The organism is Notoacmeibacter ruber (genome assembly GCF_003668555.1).
GTDB lineage: Bacteria > Pseudomonadota > Alphaproteobacteria > Rhizobiales > Rhizobiaceae > Notoacmeibacter > Notoacmeibacter ruber.
The window spans coordinates 2606743-2622117 of sequence record NZ_RCWN01000001.1 but is presented as its reverse complement, the minus strand read 5'-3'; the positions used below and the strand labels follow the sequence as shown (position 1 = coordinate 2622117).

General features: G+C 62.9%; 21 protein-coding genes, 1 tRNA gene and 1 pseudogene. 6 read left to right on the top strand and 17 right to left on the bottom strand.

Annotation, left to right across the window (positions count from 1 at the left end; translation table 11 throughout):
- Positions 1-17: 17 nt before the first annotated feature.
- From D8780_RS12585 to D8780_RS12560, 6 genes are all read right to left on the bottom strand, one after another.
- Positions 18-584 (bottom strand): HdeD family acid-resistance protein, encoded by a 567-nt coding sequence (locus D8780_RS12585; RefSeq protein ID WP_121645910.1) that lies wholly within the window; start codon positions 582-584, stop codon positions 18-20.
- Between the two features lie 68 nt (positions 585-652).
- Positions 653-1789 (bottom strand): glutamate 5-kinase, encoded by a 1137-nt coding sequence (gene proB, locus D8780_RS12580; protein ID WP_425373631.1) that lies wholly within the window; start codon positions 1787-1789, stop codon positions 653-655.
- A 30-nt stretch (positions 1790-1819) separates the two neighbouring features.
- Positions 1820-2866 (bottom strand): GTPase ObgE, encoded by a 1047-nt coding sequence (gene obgE / locus D8780_RS12575; protein WP_121645908.1) that lies wholly within the window; start codon positions 2864-2866, stop codon positions 1820-1822.
- Between the two features lie 89 nt (positions 2867-2955).
- Positions 2956-3486 carry a DUF3833 family protein gene (locus D8780_RS12570; RefSeq protein ID WP_147440318.1) on the bottom strand — a complete coding sequence of 177 codons (531 nt, stop codon included), beginning with the start codon at positions 3484-3486 and terminating at the stop codon, positions 2956-2958.
- A 71-nt stretch (positions 3487-3557) separates the two neighbouring features.
- Positions 3558-3827, bottom strand: coding sequence for a 50S ribosomal protein L27 (rpmA, locus tag D8780_RS12565; protein WP_121645906.1), 270 nt, complete (start codon positions 3825-3827; stop codon positions 3558-3560).
- Positions 3828-3910: 83 nt separating this feature from the next.
- A complete protein-coding gene (locus D8780_RS12560) occupies positions 3911-4522 on the bottom strand; it encodes a 50S ribosomal protein L21 (protein WP_121646554.1) in 612 nt (203 codons plus the stop codon).
- 300 nt (positions 4523-4822) lie between these two features.
- Here D8780_RS12560 and D8780_RS12555 point away from each other — a divergent pair.
- Positions 4823-4912, top strand: a tRNA-Ser gene (locus tag D8780_RS12555).
- Positions 4913-5081: 169 nt separating this feature from the next.
- Here D8780_RS12555 and D8780_RS12550 read toward each other — a convergent pair.
- Both D8780_RS12550 and D8780_RS12545 read right to left on the bottom strand, forming a co-directional pair.
- Positions 5082-5537: a thermonuclease family protein gene (locus tag D8780_RS12550; protein ID WP_121645905.1), complete on the bottom strand. Its 456-nt coding sequence runs from the start codon at positions 5535-5537 to the stop codon at positions 5082-5084.
- 6 nt (positions 5538-5543) lie between these two features.
- A complete protein-coding gene (locus D8780_RS12545; protein ID WP_121645904.1) occupies positions 5544-5780 on the bottom strand; it encodes a hypothetical protein in 237 nt (78 codons plus the stop codon).
- 185 nt (positions 5781-5965) lie between these two features.
- Between D8780_RS12545 and D8780_RS12540 the strand changes: the two genes are divergently transcribed.
- Positions 5966-6706: a helix-turn-helix transcriptional regulator gene (locus tag D8780_RS12540; protein WP_121645903.1), complete on the top strand. Its 741-nt coding sequence runs from the start codon at positions 5966-5968 to the stop codon at positions 6704-6706.
- A 66-nt stretch (positions 6707-6772) separates the two neighbouring features.
- Positions 6773-7435, top strand: coding sequence for an acyl-homoserine-lactone synthase (locus D8780_RS12535; RefSeq protein WP_121645902.1), 663 nt, complete (start codon positions 6773-6775; stop codon positions 7433-7435).
- Here the strand turns inward: D8780_RS12535 and D8780_RS12530 are convergent.
- Positions 7432-7680: a hypothetical protein gene (locus D8780_RS12530; protein WP_121645901.1), complete on the bottom strand. Its 249-nt coding sequence runs from the start codon at positions 7678-7680 to the stop codon at positions 7432-7434. The two genes, D8780_RS12535 and D8780_RS12530, sit on opposite strands and share 4 nt — an antisense overlap.
- 244 nt (positions 7681-7924) lie before the next feature.
- Between D8780_RS12530 and D8780_RS12525 the strand changes: the two genes are divergently transcribed.
- Both D8780_RS12525 and D8780_RS15770 read left to right on the top strand, forming a co-directional pair.
- On the top strand, positions 7925-8134 hold the full coding sequence (locus D8780_RS12525) for a hypothetical protein (RefSeq protein WP_121645900.1): 210 nt from the start codon (positions 7925-7927) through the stop codon (positions 8132-8134).
- Positions 8131-8283: a hypothetical protein gene (locus D8780_RS15770; RefSeq protein ID WP_158598505.1), complete on the top strand. Its 153-nt coding sequence runs from the start codon at positions 8131-8133 to the stop codon at positions 8281-8283. Before D8780_RS12525 ends, D8780_RS15770 begins: the two co-directional genes overlap by 4 nt.
- A 17-nt stretch (positions 8284-8300) precedes the next feature.
- Here D8780_RS15770 and D8780_RS15945 read toward each other — a convergent pair whose 3' ends face one another.
- The 3 genes and pseudogenes from D8780_RS15945 to D8780_RS16065 all read right to left on the bottom strand — a co-directional run bounded on the left by D8780_RS15945 (position 8301) and on the right by D8780_RS16065 (position 9385).
- Positions 8301-8690 (bottom strand): hypothetical protein, encoded by a 390-nt coding sequence (locus D8780_RS15945; RefSeq protein WP_245412420.1) that lies wholly within the window; start codon positions 8688-8690, stop codon positions 8301-8303.
- A 34-nt stretch (positions 8691-8724) separates the two neighbouring features.
- Positions 8725-9135: pseudogene (locus D8780_RS15940) on the bottom strand (DNA cytosine methyltransferase); the annotation flags it as partial.
- A 97-nt stretch (positions 9136-9232) separates the two neighbouring features.
- Positions 9233-9385 (bottom strand): Com family DNA-binding transcriptional regulator, encoded by a 153-nt coding sequence (locus D8780_RS16065; RefSeq protein ID WP_121645899.1) that lies wholly within the window; start codon positions 9383-9385, stop codon positions 9233-9235.
- A 153-nt stretch (positions 9386-9538) separates the two neighbouring features.
- On the opposite strand from D8780_RS16065, the gene D8780_RS12510 reads away from it, so the two are divergent.
- A complete protein-coding gene (locus tag D8780_RS12510; RefSeq protein ID WP_121645898.1) occupies positions 9539-10042 on the top strand; it encodes a hypothetical protein in 504 nt (167 codons plus the stop codon).
- Positions 10043-10047: 5 nt separating this feature from the next.
- On the opposite strand, the gene D8780_RS12505 is transcribed toward D8780_RS12510, so the two are convergent.
- From D8780_RS12505 to D8780_RS16015, 5 genes are read right to left on the bottom strand one after another with little or no spacing between them, the layout of a single operon-like run.
- Positions 10048-11064: a hypothetical protein gene (locus D8780_RS12505; RefSeq protein WP_121645897.1), complete on the bottom strand. Its 1017-nt coding sequence runs from the start codon at positions 11062-11064 to the stop codon at positions 10048-10050.
- Positions 11065-11070: 6 nt separating this feature from the next.
- Complete coding sequence (locus tag D8780_RS12500; RefSeq protein ID WP_121645896.1) at positions 11071-11289, bottom strand: tail protein X; 219 nt, start codon at positions 11287-11289, stop codon at positions 11071-11073.
- Positions 11286-11696 carry a hypothetical protein gene (locus tag D8780_RS12495; RefSeq protein WP_121645895.1) on the bottom strand — a complete coding sequence of 137 codons (411 nt, stop codon included), beginning with the start codon at positions 11694-11696 and terminating at the stop codon, positions 11286-11288. The genes D8780_RS12500 and D8780_RS12495 overlap by 4 nt, the downstream gene beginning before the upstream one ends.
- An 11-nt stretch (positions 11697-11707) precedes the next feature.
- Positions 11708-15238 (bottom strand): phage tail tape measure protein, encoded by a 3531-nt coding sequence (locus tag D8780_RS12490; protein WP_121645894.1) that lies wholly within the window; start codon positions 15236-15238, stop codon positions 11708-11710.
- A complete protein-coding gene (locus tag D8780_RS16015; protein WP_281004570.1) occupies positions 15231-15365 on the bottom strand; it encodes a hypothetical protein in 135 nt (44 codons plus the stop codon). Before D8780_RS16015 ends, D8780_RS12490 begins: the two co-directional genes overlap by 8 nt.
- Between the last annotated feature and the right edge of the window lie 10 nt (positions 15366-15375).

Here is a 15375-nt window from a genome sequence, read left to right as displayed (position 1 = left end):
ATTATCGCGGCTAAGGCTCAGCCCTGCGTCCGGCCCATCATGGCCTGAGCAATGGCGGCGCCGCCCGCGAACAGCAGGTCGACGGCGAGGAAGAGCCCGAGAAGGGCCAGATCACCGGCGGTTGCGAAAAACAGCGTGGCGATTCCCAGAACGATGGTGATGACGCCTGCTGCGGCGAGCCAGCCCCAGCCCCTGCGCTCACGCATGCGCATCGCAATCCAGAGGCGCGCGGCACCCATCGCGATGAAGAAGAAGCCGATCATCAAGGTCAGCGAAATGATCCCGCCGATCGGGTCGAACATAAGAAGGATCGCAAACAGAATGAGCAATGCGCCGAGGATGCCGGTGGCCACGCGGCTGGCGGTTCCGTGGATATCTCGGACCGCCATGACAATCTGCATAATGCCGACGAACAGAAAGACGATGGCGGCGATGGTCGTGGCAGCCATGGACGCCGCGAAAGGATTGAGCAAAGCGATCAACCCGCCGATCAGAAGAATGATGCCGAAAGCGAGTTGCCATCCCCAATGATTGCCGGACGACGTAGCCAGGCGTGTTTCAGAGTGGGTCGGATCGTAAGCCATAGGGGCATGCTCCTGCGTCTGTCTTTTGCAGGATGAATGCGCAGTCGCGGGCGAAAGTTGCCGCTTCGCTACAAGATTACCAGATCGTCGCGGTGGACCATGGCGCTTCGTGGCGGCTGGTTCAAAATGGCTTCGATTTCGGCATTGCGGTGGCCGGCGATCATCATCGCTTCGTTGCTGTCGTAGCCGGCAAGCCCCCGGGCGATTTCCACGCCGCCATCGTGGCGGTGGATCGACACCGGGTCGCCGCGTCGAAAGGTGCCCTCCACCTGCTTTACGCCAGCCGGCAGAAGACTTTTGCCAGCCCGAAACGCCTCCTCCGCGCCGGCATCGACATAGATGCGGCCCGCGCATTCAATCGAGCCGACGATCCAGCCCTTTCGAGCGGTGGCCGCACCAGTCGCGGCAAACAGCGTATGCGGCGCACCGGCGCCGATGGCGGTGATCGGTGACAGAGGTTTTCCCGACGCGATGATCATGGCGCAGCCGGCGCCGGTCGCGATCTTGCCCGCCTCGATTTTGGTTCGCATACCGCCGCGTGACAGTTCCGAGCCGGCGTCGCCTGCCATGGCTTCGATCTGCGGCGTGATGCGCGACACCTCGGGGATCAGCTTTGCGCCGGGGTTGTTCGCCGGCGGGGCCGTGTAGAGTCCGTCAATATCGGAAAGCAGGATTAGGAGATCGGCGCCGACCATAGTCGCGACCCGTGCGGCGAGGCGGTCATTGTCGCCATAGCGGATCTCTTCGGTCGCCACCGTGTCGTTTTCGTTGATGACCGGCACCGCACCGTGCTTGAGCAGCGTCCCGATCGTGGCGCGTGCATTCAGGTAGCGGCGTCTGGCTTCGGTATCGGAAAGGGTGATCAGGATCTGGCCGGCACGGATGTCGTGCGTGGCAAGTGCGTTGGACCAGGCTGAGGCCAGCGTGATCTGGCCCATGGCGGCCGCGGCCTGATTTTCCTCCAGCTTCAGAGAGCCGGGCGGCAGATCGAGGAGCGTGCGACCAAGAGCGATGGCGCCGGACGATATGACCAGCACCTCGGTGCCGTTGGCCCGCAATTGCGCGATGTCGGCGCAGAGCGCGGCCAGCCATTCGGCCCGCAATCCCGTTTGCCGGTCGACCAAAAGGGCAGAACCGACCTTGATGGCAATGCGGCGATACGGTTCGAGCTTGCGTGTCACTGTGTCTTTATTCCGTTTTCGCACCTGGCGGATCGGCTGGTCGCCAGTCGCCCATCACGTCTCTCCAGATTGCCAGCGATTATCCGGCTGGGACGGGTTTTCGGCTTCACGCTGATCGGCGATCTCATCCATCAGGGCGCGCTGTACCAGATCGAGATTGTGGTGCGTGGCGGAGGAGAGACGGATGGGCTTGTGGCCCGCGATTGCTTCGAGCGCATCGCTCTTTTCGCGAACTGTTTCCTCGTCCACCGTGTCGATCTGGCTCAGCGCCAGCACTTCCGGCTTGTCGGCGAGGATGCCGTCACCATAGGCGTCGATCTCGGTCCTCACGGTTTGATAGGCCTCGGCGACATCGTCTTCCTGCGCGGACACCAGATGCAGTAGGACGCGGGTCCGTTCGACATGGCCGAGGAAGCGATCGCCGATGCCGACGCCTTCATGAGCGCCCTCGATCAGGCCGGGAATGTCGGCGATGACGAATTCGCGATTGTCGATCCGCGCAACGCCGAGATTGGGCGTCAGCGTGGTAAAGGGGTAGTCCGCGATTTTGGGCTTGGCACGGGTAACAGTGGCCAGAAAAGTACTCTTGCCGGCATTCGGAAGGCCGACAAGGCCCGCATCGGCTATCAGCTTGAGGCGCAGCCAGATGGTGCGTTCTTCGGCATCCTGGCCGGGATTGGCATGACGGGGGGCCTGATTGGTAGAACTCTTGAAATGGGCATTGCCGAAGCCGCCATTGCCGCCTCGCGCCAGACGCACCCTCTCGCCCGGTTCGGTGAGATCGGCGATCAGCGTTTCATTGTCTTCTTCGAAGATCTGCGTGCCGACCGGCACCTTGAGAACGACGTCCTCGCCCTGGCGCCCTGTCCGGTTGCGGCCCATGCCATGCATGCCGATCTCGGCCTTGAAGTGCTGCTGGTAGCGATAGTCGATCAGTGTGTTGAGGTTCTCGACCGCCTCGACCCAGACATCGCCGCCTTTGCCACCATCGCCGCCATCCGGGCCGCCGAATTCGATATATTTCTCGCGGCGAAAGGAGACCGCGCCGGCGCCGCCTGGGCCGGATTTGATGAAGATGCGGGCCTGATCGAGAAATTTCATGATGGTTTCGAACGGTTGGTGCGCACGCGCTGTGCGGTTTGAAGATTGCGGTTTCCTATCGGAACCGCACTGAAATAGCGAGAGGCCGCTCAGGAGCCGGCGGGATGAAAGGTGACGATGGAGCGAGCCACCGGCAGCAGGAATTTGGTGATGGTCACGCGGTTTTCCACGGCACCGTTCTCCTGCGCTGTCATGCGGTGAGTGAAGCCGAAGCGCGTCTCGCTTCCACCCGGTGCGTAACCGTCATAGGAAAGTACCGCGCCGCCGGGCAGCAACTCTCCTCTGACCGGGACAGGCTCGGCAAGCGTACCATCCTCTCCCTCGGTCCGTACCGTGCCGGAGAGGCGGTTTCCCTCGCGGCGCAACTTCCAGATCTGCTCGAAACGGCCTTCAGGAAAGTCGAAGGTTTCCACGAGCCGTAGGCGGGTCCCGTCAGCTTCGCCCTGAAAGCGCGCCGTGAAGTCTTTCGTGTCGCCGATCAGTGGCTCGATAATGCCTTCGGACCGTGCTGTGCCATCGAAGAAGCTGAAAAGATCGAACGGCCGGTCCGCGGCGCTGGCCGGCAGGGCCAGGAGCGTCAGCAGAAGACAAGTCGCTGAAAGGAACTGGACGATACGCATGGTCTGCAACAATGAAAAAAGCGCGGGTCCGGTCGCCGAACCCGCGCCTTCATCATGAAACGTCGGCCGATTTACTCGGCGGCCTGCTGCAGCTCGTCCACCGAGACATAGACCTTGCCGCCCGCGCGGGTGCGGAAAGAGACATTGCCTTCGACGAGGGCGAAGATCGTGTGATCCTTGCCGAGGCCGACATTGTCGCCCGGGTGCCACTTGGTGCCGCGCTGGCGCACGATGATGTTGCCCGGAATGACCTTTTCGCCACCGAACTTCTTGACGCCGAGACGGCGGCCGGCGGAATCGCGACCGTTGCGGGACGAGCCGCCTGCTTTCTTATGTGCCATCTTTTCTCTCCTATGCGCCGGATCAGCCGACGCGCACTCGATTGTTCACTATGGAGGCGGGTGCGCCTCCGGTCAAAGCGGTCTTAGCCAGCGAGGCCCTGGGCCTGCTCGCGCCAGTCTTTCAACTGCGCTGCCGAGAACGGCATGTTGGCGTCCAGCTCTTCGATCTTTTCATCGGTCAGCTCTGCAAGCTGAGCGTAGGTGGTGATGCCGGCATCGTTGAGCTGCTCGGCGGCCTTCGGGCCGATGCCCTTGATCGTCTTCAGATCGTCGGCGCCTTCCGACTTGGCGGCCTTCTTGGTCTCTGCCGGCTTGGCTGCGGCTTCCGTCTTCGGGGCGTCCTGCTTCTTGGCCTTGCTGGCCGATTTCTTGGCGCCGTCATTGTCGCCGGCGATCTCGGTGATGCGGACGGTCGACAGAAGCTGGCGATGGCCCTTCTTGCGGCGCGAGTTCTGGCGGCGACGCTTCTTGAAGCTGATGACCTTCTTGCCGCGATGCTGATCGACGATCTCGCCGGAAACGGTCAGGCCGTCCAGAAGCGGCGCGCCGATCTGGATATCGTCGCCATTGCCGATCATCAGAACGCTGTCGAAAGTGATGGTGTCACCGACTTCGCCTGCGAGGCGTTCAATGGTGATCTTATCGTCGGCAGCAACGCGATACTGCTTGCCGCCTGTCTTGATGACTGCGAACATTTTCTTCATCCTTGTTCATCCGGATCTGGCCTGGCTGTTCAGAGAGCGCAGTACCGTCCGTCTTTTTGTCAGTTTTGGCCGCGTTTTGCGGCGTTTCGCCCATTCGCAACGATAGCGAACGGAAAAGCCCGCCGGAGTGCAAGGCTCCCGCAGGCTGGCGTTCCCCTATTGAATTGTTGGCGGAAGGTCAAGTTCTGACGGGGTCGCTGACGCAGATTTGCATATTTTGGGCTTGTGAAGCGGCGATGCCCTGATTATGCAGTGCGCGTTCGACCGCCGGTTCGTGGACCGGCAAGCTGCGGAGAGGTGGCAGAGTGGTCGAATGCACCGCACTCGAAATGCGGCATACCTTCACGGGTATCGGGGGTTCGAATCCCCCCCTCTCCGCCATTTTTGTCGATCACCATCCGTCGCATACAGGCTCCCCTACTCCTCGGGTGTGCGATCCGCGAGGCGGGACAAGGTGTAGCGCGCCAGTTCATTTGGCATTGCGCGCCACTTCAGGTGGCAGCAAGTTTCACGCGTTCCGAAGGCTTTTCGAAGCGGCATTGAAACTCGATTATCGATAGGCGCCGCCGCTAAAGCGTGGCCAATCGACCGCGTGGCCGGCGCGGACCATCTGACCGGCCAGATCGGTCTGGCCGATGAAGCACTGCGCGACCACACGGTCATAGCTCCTCGGCCGCGAGCGACCGTCGCAGACCGATCCTTCTCCAACACGAATGCAGATCACTTCACGGCCGGCGACCAACCGTCGAAGGTAGTCGGTTGCCTCGCGGCCGCCCGGGCGCTGGAACTCCGGCGCATCGATCCCGCACAGGCGAATTTCGACACCGTCCACAACGAGGCCGTCGCCGTCGATCACCGCGTTGGCCTTTCCCATGATCGGATCGGCGCGCAGGGAACAGGTGGTCACGCCGACAATGATAGCGGCTATCACGAGAACGAGGGCAAGAGTGCCGAGGCGTGTCGGCCGGGGCCCACCATAATCCGGATGTTTGTCCCAGCCGCCCATGATGCCTCAAACCCTGTTTTTCCGATGGCCGCTCACCAGAAAGCCCACATCGCGCGCCCGGCAGGTTTCATCCTTGCAGACCATGCGAAGGGCCAGCCGCTCCGGGGTCCAGTCGCCATACTTCTTCGCCAGCTCCGGAATGTCCAGATCGGCGAACCGGTTACATCGACGGCAATAGGCCGTCAGGGCGTGATCGTGGAGATGGTAATCGGCGATGGTTCGAATAGTGATCGATGGCGACATTGCGGCCTCCTGTTCCAGGTCACCATCATCTCATGAGTCGCCCCGGCGTGGACGATATCGGCTCATCAGGTCCATCTCGTCCTTCGCTCCCGTCGCCTTCGAGCCCGTCCGAAGCTATAAAAACTTGATTAAATTCTTAAAAGACGCTTCCCTTCCGCCGGGTAAATTTCGCTGGGAGGGGCGCGGTGGGACGGTTGCAGGATGACGCTTTCAACTTCGTCAGAGAGAGCGCGGAATGCCAGACGCTCGACGAGCTCCGGTTTCATATCGACGCCTTCATTGAACATCTCGGTTTGCGTCATTTTCTGATGGGTGGCATCCATCTGCGCGCACCACGCGGCGAGACCTTCGTTCTTATGGATGGATGGCCGAAGGGATGGCTCACCGAGTATCAGAGCCGTCGTTACTGGCAGGTCGATCCGACGATCCGCATGATGACACAGGAATCGGAGCCATTCCTCAACGCTGAGGCGTGGAAGAAGATTCCGCCCATGCAGGAAACGGGGATGTTCCGGGAGGTCGCCGATGCGAGAGGTCTCGGCCACGGCCTGATCGTGCCGGTGCGCGACCAGCCCCATACGATATCCGGCATGTCCTTTGCCGGGCCCGATCCATTTGAGCCATCGCCGGAAGATATCGCCGCGATCCGCCTGTTCGCGCTCTATGCCTACGAGGCCGCGCAGAGGCTATCGTCGAGCGCCCCGCGTTCGTCCACCCTGGAGAGGGATCTTGTTGCACTCAGCACACGAGAGCGTGACTGCCTTGCCTGGTCGTCCGATGGATTGACGACCGCGGACATCGCTCAACTTCACAACCTTTCGACACGGACCGTCGATACCCATTTCAAACGTGCAATGGCGAAACTGTCGGCGAACACCCGAGTTCAGGCGGTGGCTACAGCCCTCCGGCACAACTTTATCGATTAGGTATTTTTACGGACATTACAGGTCGGAGGGCCAAGGGGATCATCTTTCTAAAGGGAGAGATGATATATGCTGCGGATCGTTCAGGGTCATGGATCGAACATCGATGAACGTCTGATCTTGGACGGTCTCTATCGATACCGCCATGCCGTCTTCGTGGATTATCTCGGCTGGACTGATCTGGCGCGAAAGGACAAACGCGAGTTCGACCCGTTCGACGATGAACACACGACTCATTTTGCCGTCGTGATCGATCGCCGCCTGGTCGCCTATTGCCGGACGCGATCGACGATTTATCCGCATCTCCTTTCCGATGCCTACCCACAGCTCCTGCGTGGCGCGAAAGTGCCGCGAGGCCCGCATATCGCCGAATGGTCCAGAGGGACCGTTCTGCCGGATCTTCGTAAAGAGGGGATCGAGGCTTACAGCGTGGCGGCTCAATGGCTTTATCTCGGCGTTGTGGAGTGGGCCTATGCGTCCGGTTACAACCAGTTCTCCCTCCAGATCACGCCAGACGTCATTCCCTATCTCTGGGACGTCGGCATCGAGGTCGACGTGCTGGCCCGCGAGACAGAGTTCGGCGGGGCGAAGGTCGTGCCCCTTCTCCTGACCATCAGCGAGCGCACCCTCTCCCGAATGCGCAGCTTCTTTGACGTTACGCTGCCGCCCGCGCTGATGGACCAATTCTCGGCGCCGCAGATCGCGACGTCAGGCAGGAAGGAGGCGGGCTAGTGGCGCGCCAGGTGATCGGCGATATCGAGATCATCCAGCGCCTTTTGGCGCAAAGGTTCGATCTCCCCGGAAGGCTGCTCCTGGATCAGCGCCCGCTCGAACGCTTTATAGGAACGATAGGCCGTTGTGACCGCCTCGTTCTCGTCTCCAAGCGCGTAGAAAAACTTGTGCACCAGATTGCCGACCACAGGATCCGGCACGCTCTGCGTGGCGATGATGGAACGCACGCGTTCGAACCCTTCCATGGACTGCCCACCCTCAATGACACGAAGTGGTCCTTTAGGTACCGCATCCGGGGAGGGTTTCGTCGATGCCGGGAGCTCGCTCCACTCGTCTCTCATGGCATTTTGGCCAGTACTGTCTTCAAATCGGAAACCCTACGACTCGAATTTGATTCAAGCCTGGCTCGATTTTTTGAAACGGGTGTCACTTCACGAAAGATTCTGCCCCTCCCCACAGCATTGTCAAGCCAGAGCAGAGGGGGGCGATATGGTTGAACGGCCGTGCGATAATCTCGCCTATATCCACGGAATGCTCCTGCAGCTCCGCGAAATGGCAATCGCGGCCGATGCCGACGTTCTGACCTACCACATCGAGATGACGATCGCCGAATGCGCCGACACACGCCGCCAAAGGACAGCCGAACGCCTGATCGGAGAGGCGCAGAAGGCCGTACCCTACGAAAAGAAACCGAAATGAAGGCTATCAAGGAGCGGCAGAAAGAGAAGAAGCCGGCGACCCCGGAGGATGTCGCCAAGCGGGTCTTCTACTCAATCGAGGAGCTTCTGCCGCCCGAGCATGATGCCGAGGCCAAACGCAGGATTATGGAGGCCCTGCGCCAAGCGTGACGGCTAAGGTCTGGCCCTCAGATGGGCAGCCTTGAGAGTTCGCCACGCATATGCCGCAGCCAGACTGACCACTCCGTTACCGGCCGCATCGGATCGGTCCATCCGATCGGCCATCCCATCATCCAGTCCGAAAAGTTCGGGTTGAAGTTCAGGTCGCCGGCCGAGTATCGCGCCCCAGTCCGCAAAGTGATGTGGAGGGGGCGCGAAAGTCGGAAGTCGCCATTCGTTTGGGGCCGCATTCCCATTGCCTTCGCCATGAGCCACATCAGCGTCCAGGTGCGTGCTACCTTGCCGAGGGCCAGTTGCTTGCCGACCTGCGTCGGATCGTTCCTGAAGCGCAGGCCGTGACTCGCAAACTCGATCTCCGCCCTGTTGCAGTAGAGGGATTTCGTTGGCGTGGGCCACAACGAAGAGCCGTCGCCGAAGATGGCTCGCACCCGTTTCGAGCGCTGAGAACAGGCCTGCTTTAGGCGTGTAGTCCATGGCCCGTATTGCGTCGAAGACTTCGGCGGCTCCCAAAGTGAGATGACCTTCGACGTTTTCGAAGAACAGCCATTCGGGTCGGGCCTCCCGTGCGATCCGCTCGACATGGGGCCACAGGTGCCGGGGATCGTCAGCCCCGTTTCGCCGGCCGGCGAATGAAAATGGCTGGCAGGGATAGCCGGCAGTGAGGATATGAACCTTGCCGCGCCAAGCGCGGCCGTCGAAGGTGGTAACGTCATCCCAGACAGGTGCGTGATCCAGGGCCGCGTCTGCCATCCGCGCCACGAGCACCGACGCAGCGAAGGCTTCCCGCTCGACGTAACAAACAGTTCGGTATCCGGGTTCTGCGACGTGGAGACCGAGCTCCATTCCGCCGACGCCGGCGCAGAGGGCAATCCCGTGAAGCTGGGTGGTATGTGAAGCCACATAAGCATCCTTTCGAAAGAGGCGCTCTGTGGCGATCGGTTCAATCGGGCTCGTCGGCCCTGAAAGCGTTGAGTGCGCCGCATCGGCGGCACTTGATTTCTATACCCGGCAGACGAGCGGGCGTCTGCCCCCTGGTTGATGCAATTTTGAAAAGCAGCGCCTGGCACGAAACGCAGCGGATGTCCTTCTTCATGGTTCTCTAACGACTTCTGTCCACCTTCCGGCGGCTTGCGAAAGCGAGCCGGGCGGGGCAGTTATCTCTTTGTGCTGTCTGACGGGTCGGGACGCCAATCTAGGCCCGTCATCGGAGCGTTCGCTCCGGACGCCCGGATTATGGAGGCATCGGATGAGACGATTTGTCGCGGCGATTGCGATCAGCCTTATCGCTTCGCCCTCTGTTGCTGAAACTGCAGAGAATGAAGACGAGTATGTCTACACCGAACAGGACCGCCTGAAGGATGCCGCGATCAAATCGGCTTTCGGTCGGATGTTCTCCGAAAGGCTTTTGCAGGAAGGCGGCATTGCGACGAATTTCGAATGCTCCGAGAGCAACTGCATAGGCGAAGCGGCAGGGCTTCAATTCCGGGTCAATCCGAAAGGCATCGAGGTGGCGCTTTCCTACGCCGCCGATCCGGCCGATCTGGACGCTGCCTGCATTGCCGCCATGCGCATGTGGCGGAACGACCTCAACCCCGAGATGGGACGGCGTCTTCTGGAGGAGGCGGTCGCGAAGAAAAACAGTTCGGGTTACCGCGAGGCGCGGGTGGCCATCCCCGGCATGAGCCTTTGGATCGAGGAGCTCGACGATCCCCGCCTCGTCAGATGCCGCACCTTTCCGCAAGCCGACTGACGCCATCAGAACCAGCCCATTTCCGCTTCGACGATCGTCGACCATCCGGCTTCCGGTCCCGCTTCGTGATAACAGGCCAGCGCAATCCAGTTGATATTGTCGATGTCCGGCCCGAAGCCTTGCGGGCGGACCGGCGCGTCGGCGACGGCGCGGGCATCGCCCTCCATCTCGAAGATCGCCTTGGCTGTCTCCGCTTCCATGCGCGCGGCCGCGGCGCCGGCAACCGCCGCAGCAAGCTGTTCGGAGCCGAAAAGATGCGGCAGGCCGATCCGGGCGGAGCCACGGCCGAGCTGCGCCAGTGCTTCCTTTGGACGCCCGGCCGACGCATCGAACCAGCCCCCCGCGACAGAAGCGACGCCGTAACGCGGCTCGATATCGACCTGAAAGGAGCGGTTTGGATCGAAAGGGATGACGATCGGCGGCAGGCTCGATCCCGATGGCGTCTGTGATGTCCCGCGCCGCCGAACCGTCAGTTTTCCGGCCTGCAGCTTGACGATCGCGCCGAGATCCTCGCCGATTTCCGAGGCCAGTCCGACCGCCGATTGCCGCCAGCGCAGAAGATAGCCGCCCGGCAGCTCCAGTGCGTCGATTGCCGGGTCGATCGCGGCTGGCAATCCCTCGCGCCTGGCGAGCGTCCGCAGCACGTCGCCATAGGTCCGGTGGCCGTTCTCCTCGTCGAAATGCTCGGAGTCGACGCCCTTCCAGCCATCGCTCATTTCCACCGCCCGGCAAACCAGCACCATCTCCTGGCCGCTCTCCGGTTCGCCCGTATAAAGCGTTCTCTGATAGCGAAAGGTGCCGAATTCGCTCAAAGGGCCACCCTTCCAGCCGATCGCGGCGCGAAATTCGGTGTCGGCGGCGGGCGGCTGCAGATAGGGCCGCTGGCGGCGAAAGCGGATCTGCAGTTCATCCGCTTCGCCCATGGCAAGATCGCTGATCCGGACGCCGATGAAGAGGTCGGCCAGGCGTTCGGCAAGATTGCGGCCGTCCGGCCCTGTGATGACGATTTCAGGGGTCCGCATGGTTGCTTACTCCCACGGCCGGGTCAGTCGGTCGGCGGGCGTCTCGACCGTTTCCGGAATGGAGAGCACGGTCCCGGCCGGCACGACGAAATCGACCTGCAGGGAGAGAGCCAGAAGTGGGTTGGCGGCCAGCAGCGCCTCGACCGTGCCGCTCTGCTCGCTGCCGAAAAGGCTTTTGGCGAGCCTGTCGAGGCGGATCGGTGCATCCGTCACGGCCCGTCTCATCGCGCGCGCCCTCCGAGCACCACGAGGTCGATCTCCACCTCCACGATGCGGCCGCGCCCGTCCAGCGGGTGGAGTTTGGTTTCCTCGACACCGACGAAGCGCACGCCAACCGTGCCGATCCGGCGCGCCATGTAATTGGTGCCGAGGCGCAGGAAATTGACCGCCTCCTGGCGCTCCTGGTGGACGAACAGCCAATCGAGCGCATCGAGGCCGCCGACCAGATGCGGCGCGGTACGGGCGCGGATCAGAATGCGGCGTTCACCCATGCCGGTCGCCTGATAGTCCATCCCGCGCCAGGTCGGCGCACCGGGCAAGCGCGCTTCGGATTCCAGATTGATGATCTCGGGATTGAGGCCGATCACTTTCAGCTGGGCCTTGCCGATTGAGCAGTGGGTTCGTGTGGCCATCGCTTCGGTCCTTATGCGGCCGGAACGGCGGTATCGTGCATGGCCCGCGCTTCGGCCATGGCGATATCGCGACGCTGGCGGCGCTGGGCGCGGAGCGCCATCACCTGCGGATCGACGCCGTGATAATTGTGAACTGTCGTTGTGGCGCCGCGCGCAGCCGGGGCGCGCTCGGGGCGGGCCTTCGGCAAGGGAACCGGACGTCCGCTCTTCGCCCAGCCATCTTCGGCGTAGCGGGCGGGATCGAGCGCGTCGGGGTCGGCATAGGCGGGGGGAATGCCGGCGAGGCCATCACGCATCGCGGCGGCTTGCCCGGCCGTGTAACGCCCCCGCTCATTTGCGTAGTTCCAGTGTTTTGCACGGTCGCGATGATTATCGAGATGGATGCCGCCGCCACGCATTTCGAGACCAACGCCGCCGTGTCCGGAAGCGGCCCAGTGCTGACCCAGGCGAGCGAGCTGGTCCCCGGTGACGCGCTTGCCATCCGGACCGACCACGTAGAGATCGGCCGCCCGGCCGCCATCATGGCGGGTCGATCCGATGCGGGCGAGACCCGACCCCTTCTTCGGCTGGCCGCCCGAATAGACCTCAACGCTGTACCCATCGCCATAGACGGCCTGGACGCCGCGCCGGATCTGTTCCTCCAGCTCCGGCGTTACCTTCTGTGACCGGATCGCCCCTGTGTTCGTGTAGCTGAGTGGTGCGAGACGTCCGACGCCAGCTTCGTGGGTTTCTGCCTGCTGATAGGCTGAAAGCGCGGCGGCGGCGCGGTCACCCCGGCTTCTGTAGTTCTTCACGCCGGCGCGTTCGTAAGTCCGCTCAAAGGCGCGCATGGCCCCGTCCGTGCTCGTCTGGCCGCGCACGGCGTCCAGGGCGCGGTTCCATTCGTCCGGTTCGCCTTCCGTCATGAAACGCCAGTTCGCCTCATAGGATGAGGGGTCGAGACCGTTGGCGGCCGCGAATTTCTCGAAAGCGCGGCGGCGCGGTCCCGTCCACATGGGCAGACCTGCTCCGCCACGCCCGGCGACCGGGGATTTCTCCTGCAAGCTGGTGAAGCCGCCGCTCTCATGATCGAGATTGCCGACAATGCCGGCGGCCTGTTCAGGTGTGAGCGCGTAGCTGCCAACGAGATCACGCATTAGCCTGGCGCGCATCTGTGGTGCCGGGCCGATGGCCGAACCGGAAAGATCGCCGGGCGCGGTGCCGCCATAGCTTGCCGGACCGGTATAGGCGGCCGCCGTGCCTGAACCACCGGCCGAGAAATTCTCGCCGCCATAGGACGCCTTCCAGAGGCGAGCGCCACCGCTACCGGACGAGGACGTCCGTGCGTTCGCGTACCACATGCGGGCGCCACCAGAGCCACCCTCGAAGCTGATCCCCTCTGCTTTTGGAGCCGCTTCAAAGCCCTTTCGAAGATCCTCGATCGCCATGCGAAGACGCATGATCTCGTCGCGCAGATTATCCGCAGCGGGGTCCACCGGCGCCACGCCGCCTGGAAGTTCACGAAGATTGGCGCTTCGGCCGTCGAGCTGCGCCTGGAGGTCGGCGATCTGTCCTTCAAGATTTTCGATCTCGTCGGAGACCACGGTGCCGACATCCTCTGAGGCGGCCGCCTTACCCCGCCGCACGGCACGGAGCGTCCTGGCGCGACGCTCCCGGTCGGCGCTTACCCTGCCAGCGAAACGCTGGCGATCAACGGGATCGATCGGCCGGCCCTCCTCGGCGGCACTCAGAGCGCGGTCGACCGCATCGGCGTCGCGCATCTCTTCGGCCCAGCCGCCGACGAGGCGCGAGACCCACATGGCGAAATCGTTGACCGCTGGCACGAAGCTCTTGCCGATCTCGCTGCCGAGATCACCAATCGAAGCCAGTGCCTGGGCGATGCGCTGTTCGCTTGTTTCATTGAATATCTTGAAGGTGGCGTCGACCGAACCTTGCGCCTCTGGACTTCTGGAATCGGAAAGGGCTTGCCGCAGGGCCGGCAACTGGTCAACCAACACGCCCAGCTTGCCGCCATATTCCATGCCGCCAATCCCTTCGAGGGCCATGGAGCGTTGCGCCGGCTCCAGCTTCGAAAGCCCTTCCAGGATCGACATCATCGTGCTCGTCGGATCGTCCACCATGCCTTTCTGGACAGAGCGCGCCGAAAAACCGAGGCGCCCGAGCGCGCGGTTCATATCCCGGTCGCGAAGCGCCGGCGCATTCATCAGCCGCTGCACGGTCTTGCCGAACGCATTGCCGGCTTCTGCGGGGTTCTGCCCCACGCCGCCGGTTATCGCTCCGAAGGCAACGAGGTCTTCCGGCGCGAAGCGGCTGGCGCCTTCCGTGCCCGCCTTGCGAACGAAGTCGCCGATAACCGCTTCGGTGGTGTTCGAATTGTCGGCAACGTAGTTGATCGAGTCCGCCAGCGCCGTCATGCCCGCCGTGTTCAGACCGAACTGATTGCGCAGTTCGGCCAGCGTCTTGCCGGCACCGGCCGGCGACATTTCGGCGGCGATCGCGTAGCGTCCGCCAAGGCGCGTGACATCGAGAAGGCCGTCATAGGCCGTGCCGGACTTCGCGGCTTCGGCGACGAGCGCAGCAATCTCTTCGATCGGCTGGCCTGTCTCCTGTGATGTCGTGCGGATCGCCCCTTCGATAATGGCCAGCTGATCGGGCGACGGGTTTTTCATGGCACGCTTGACGCTTGCCATTGCCGATTCAACGCTGATCGCGCGCCGGGTCGATAAGGTGCCGCCATAGATCGCCCCACCCGCCGCAGCGCCGACAGCGACAGCAGTTCCGCCCATGAAGGCTGCGGGCACGCCGGCGACCATGCCGATGCCGGAGCGGTCGGCAGCGGACTCGATAGCCCGCCCAACACCGACACCTCGGCTCCCGCCAAGCCGCCGCCCGGCGCGATCGACCCGCTCCAGCCGGCGTTCCAGTTCGCCCGCTTCCCGCCCGGCGCCCTTCAGATCCCGCTCCAGCCTTTCGGCGCCGGTCGACCGGCCAAGCTTCCTTACCTCGTCGTCGACAAGGCCGATCTCGCGACGCGCCTCTTCACCGGCAAGGCCCAGCCGGTCCATCTCTTCGCGGAGTTTGCGTGCGCCCGGCGCGTCTCCGAGCTCCTTCGCCGCGAGGCCAAGCACGCGCAGGCGGCTTTCGGCCTGGTCGGATGCCCGGCGCATCCGCGTGATGTCGCCGGCGATCGCTTCGGCGCCGCGGGCGCTCTTCAGGCCCTCGACCGTCGAACGCAATTCGCGTGTCCGGCTGGTGTTCCGGTCGAGTTCGGCCCCAAGACGGCGGGTCTCTCGCAGAAGCGCTTCGGTGCCATCCGGCCGCTTCAACCGGTCCTCGGCATCTCCGACACCGCGATAGGCGCGGCGCGCCTTCTCTGCTGCCCGCTCAAGATCGTTCAGCGCATCGGCCTGAAGCCGAACGCCGCTTTGACGGCCGAGCTGGTCGAGCTGCTTGCGGATGTCGTCGAGCGCGCCGGAGACGGCGCGACCCTCTTCCTTCCGGAAATCGATGCCGAAACGCAGGGAGACGTCGAAATCAGCCATCGGGCGTTTCCCTCTCAGCCTTTGCCATCAGGCCGGCTTCGTCCGACCAGGCGAGAAAATCGCCCCAGACCATGGAAAGGACGGCGGGCAGGGGCGTCATGGAAAAGCGGCAAAAGGCGAGCGCCATGCGCCGCCAG

Excerpts from the sequence above, each read along its gene's own strand:
- D8780_RS16065 (WP_121645899.1), bottom strand. The coding sequence starts at position 9,385 with ATGAAGAAGGACATCCGCTGCGTTTCGTGCCAGGCGCTGCTTTTCAAA.
- D8780_RS16015 (WP_281004570.1), bottom strand. The coding sequence starts at position 15,365 with ATGGCGCTCGCCTTTTGCCGCTTTTCCATGACGCCCCTGCCCGCCGTC.
- D8780_RS12530 (WP_121645901.1), bottom strand. The coding sequence starts at position 7,680 with ATGGAAGGGTTCGAACGCGTGCGTTCCATCATCGCCACGCAGAGCGTG.
- D8780_RS12510 (WP_121645898.1), top strand. The coding sequence starts at position 9,539 with ATGAGACGATTTGTCGCGGCGATTGCGATCAGCCTTATCGCTTCGCCC.
- D8780_RS12490 (WP_121645894.1), bottom strand. The coding sequence starts at position 15,238 with ATGGCTGATTTCGACGTCTCCCTGCGTTTCGGCATCGATTTCCGGAAG.
- D8780_RS12505 (WP_121645897.1), bottom strand. The coding sequence starts at position 11,064 with ATGCGGACCCCTGAAATCGTCATCACAGGGCCGGACGGCCGCAATCTT.
- rpmA (WP_121645906.1), bottom strand. The coding sequence starts at position 3,827 with ATGGCACATAAGAAAGCAGGCGGCTCGTCCCGCAACGGTCGCGATTCC.
- D8780_RS12560 (WP_121646554.1), bottom strand. The coding sequence starts at position 4,522 with ATGTTCGCAGTCATCAAGACAGGCGGCAAGCAGTATCGCGTTGCTGCC.
- D8780_RS12500 (WP_121645896.1), bottom strand. The coding sequence starts at position 11,289 with ATGAGACGGGCCGTGACGGATGCACCGATCCGCCTCGACAGGCTCGCC.
- D8780_RS12525 (WP_121645900.1), top strand. The coding sequence starts at position 7,925 with ATGGTTGAACGGCCGTGCGATAATCTCGCCTATATCCACGGAATGCTC.
- D8780_RS12550 (WP_121645905.1), bottom strand. The coding sequence starts at position 5,537 with ATGGGCGGCTGGGACAAACATCCGGATTATGGTGGGCCCCGGCCGACA.
- D8780_RS15770 (WP_158598505.1), top strand. The coding sequence starts at position 8,131 with ATGAAGGCTATCAAGGAGCGGCAGAAAGAGAAGAAGCCGGCGACCCCG.
- obgE (WP_121645908.1), bottom strand. The coding sequence starts at position 2,866 with ATGAAATTTCTCGATCAGGCCCGCATCTTCATCAAATCCGGCCCAGGC.
- D8780_RS12570 (WP_147440318.1), bottom strand. The coding sequence starts at position 3,486 with ATGCGTATCGTCCAGTTCCTTTCAGCGACTTGTCTTCTGCTGACGCTC.
- D8780_RS12585 (WP_121645910.1), bottom strand. The coding sequence starts at position 584 with ATGGCTTACGATCCGACCCACTCTGAAACACGCCTGGCTACGTCGTCC.
- D8780_RS12535 (WP_121645902.1), top strand. The coding sequence starts at position 6,773 with ATGCTGCGGATCGTTCAGGGTCATGGATCGAACATCGATGAACGTCTG.
- D8780_RS12545 (WP_121645904.1), bottom strand. The coding sequence starts at position 5,780 with ATGTCGCCATCGATCACTATTCGAACCATCGCCGATTACCATCTCCAC.
- D8780_RS12495 (WP_121645895.1), bottom strand. The coding sequence starts at position 11,696 with ATGGCCACACGAACCCACTGCTCAATCGGCAAGGCCCAGCTGAAAGTG.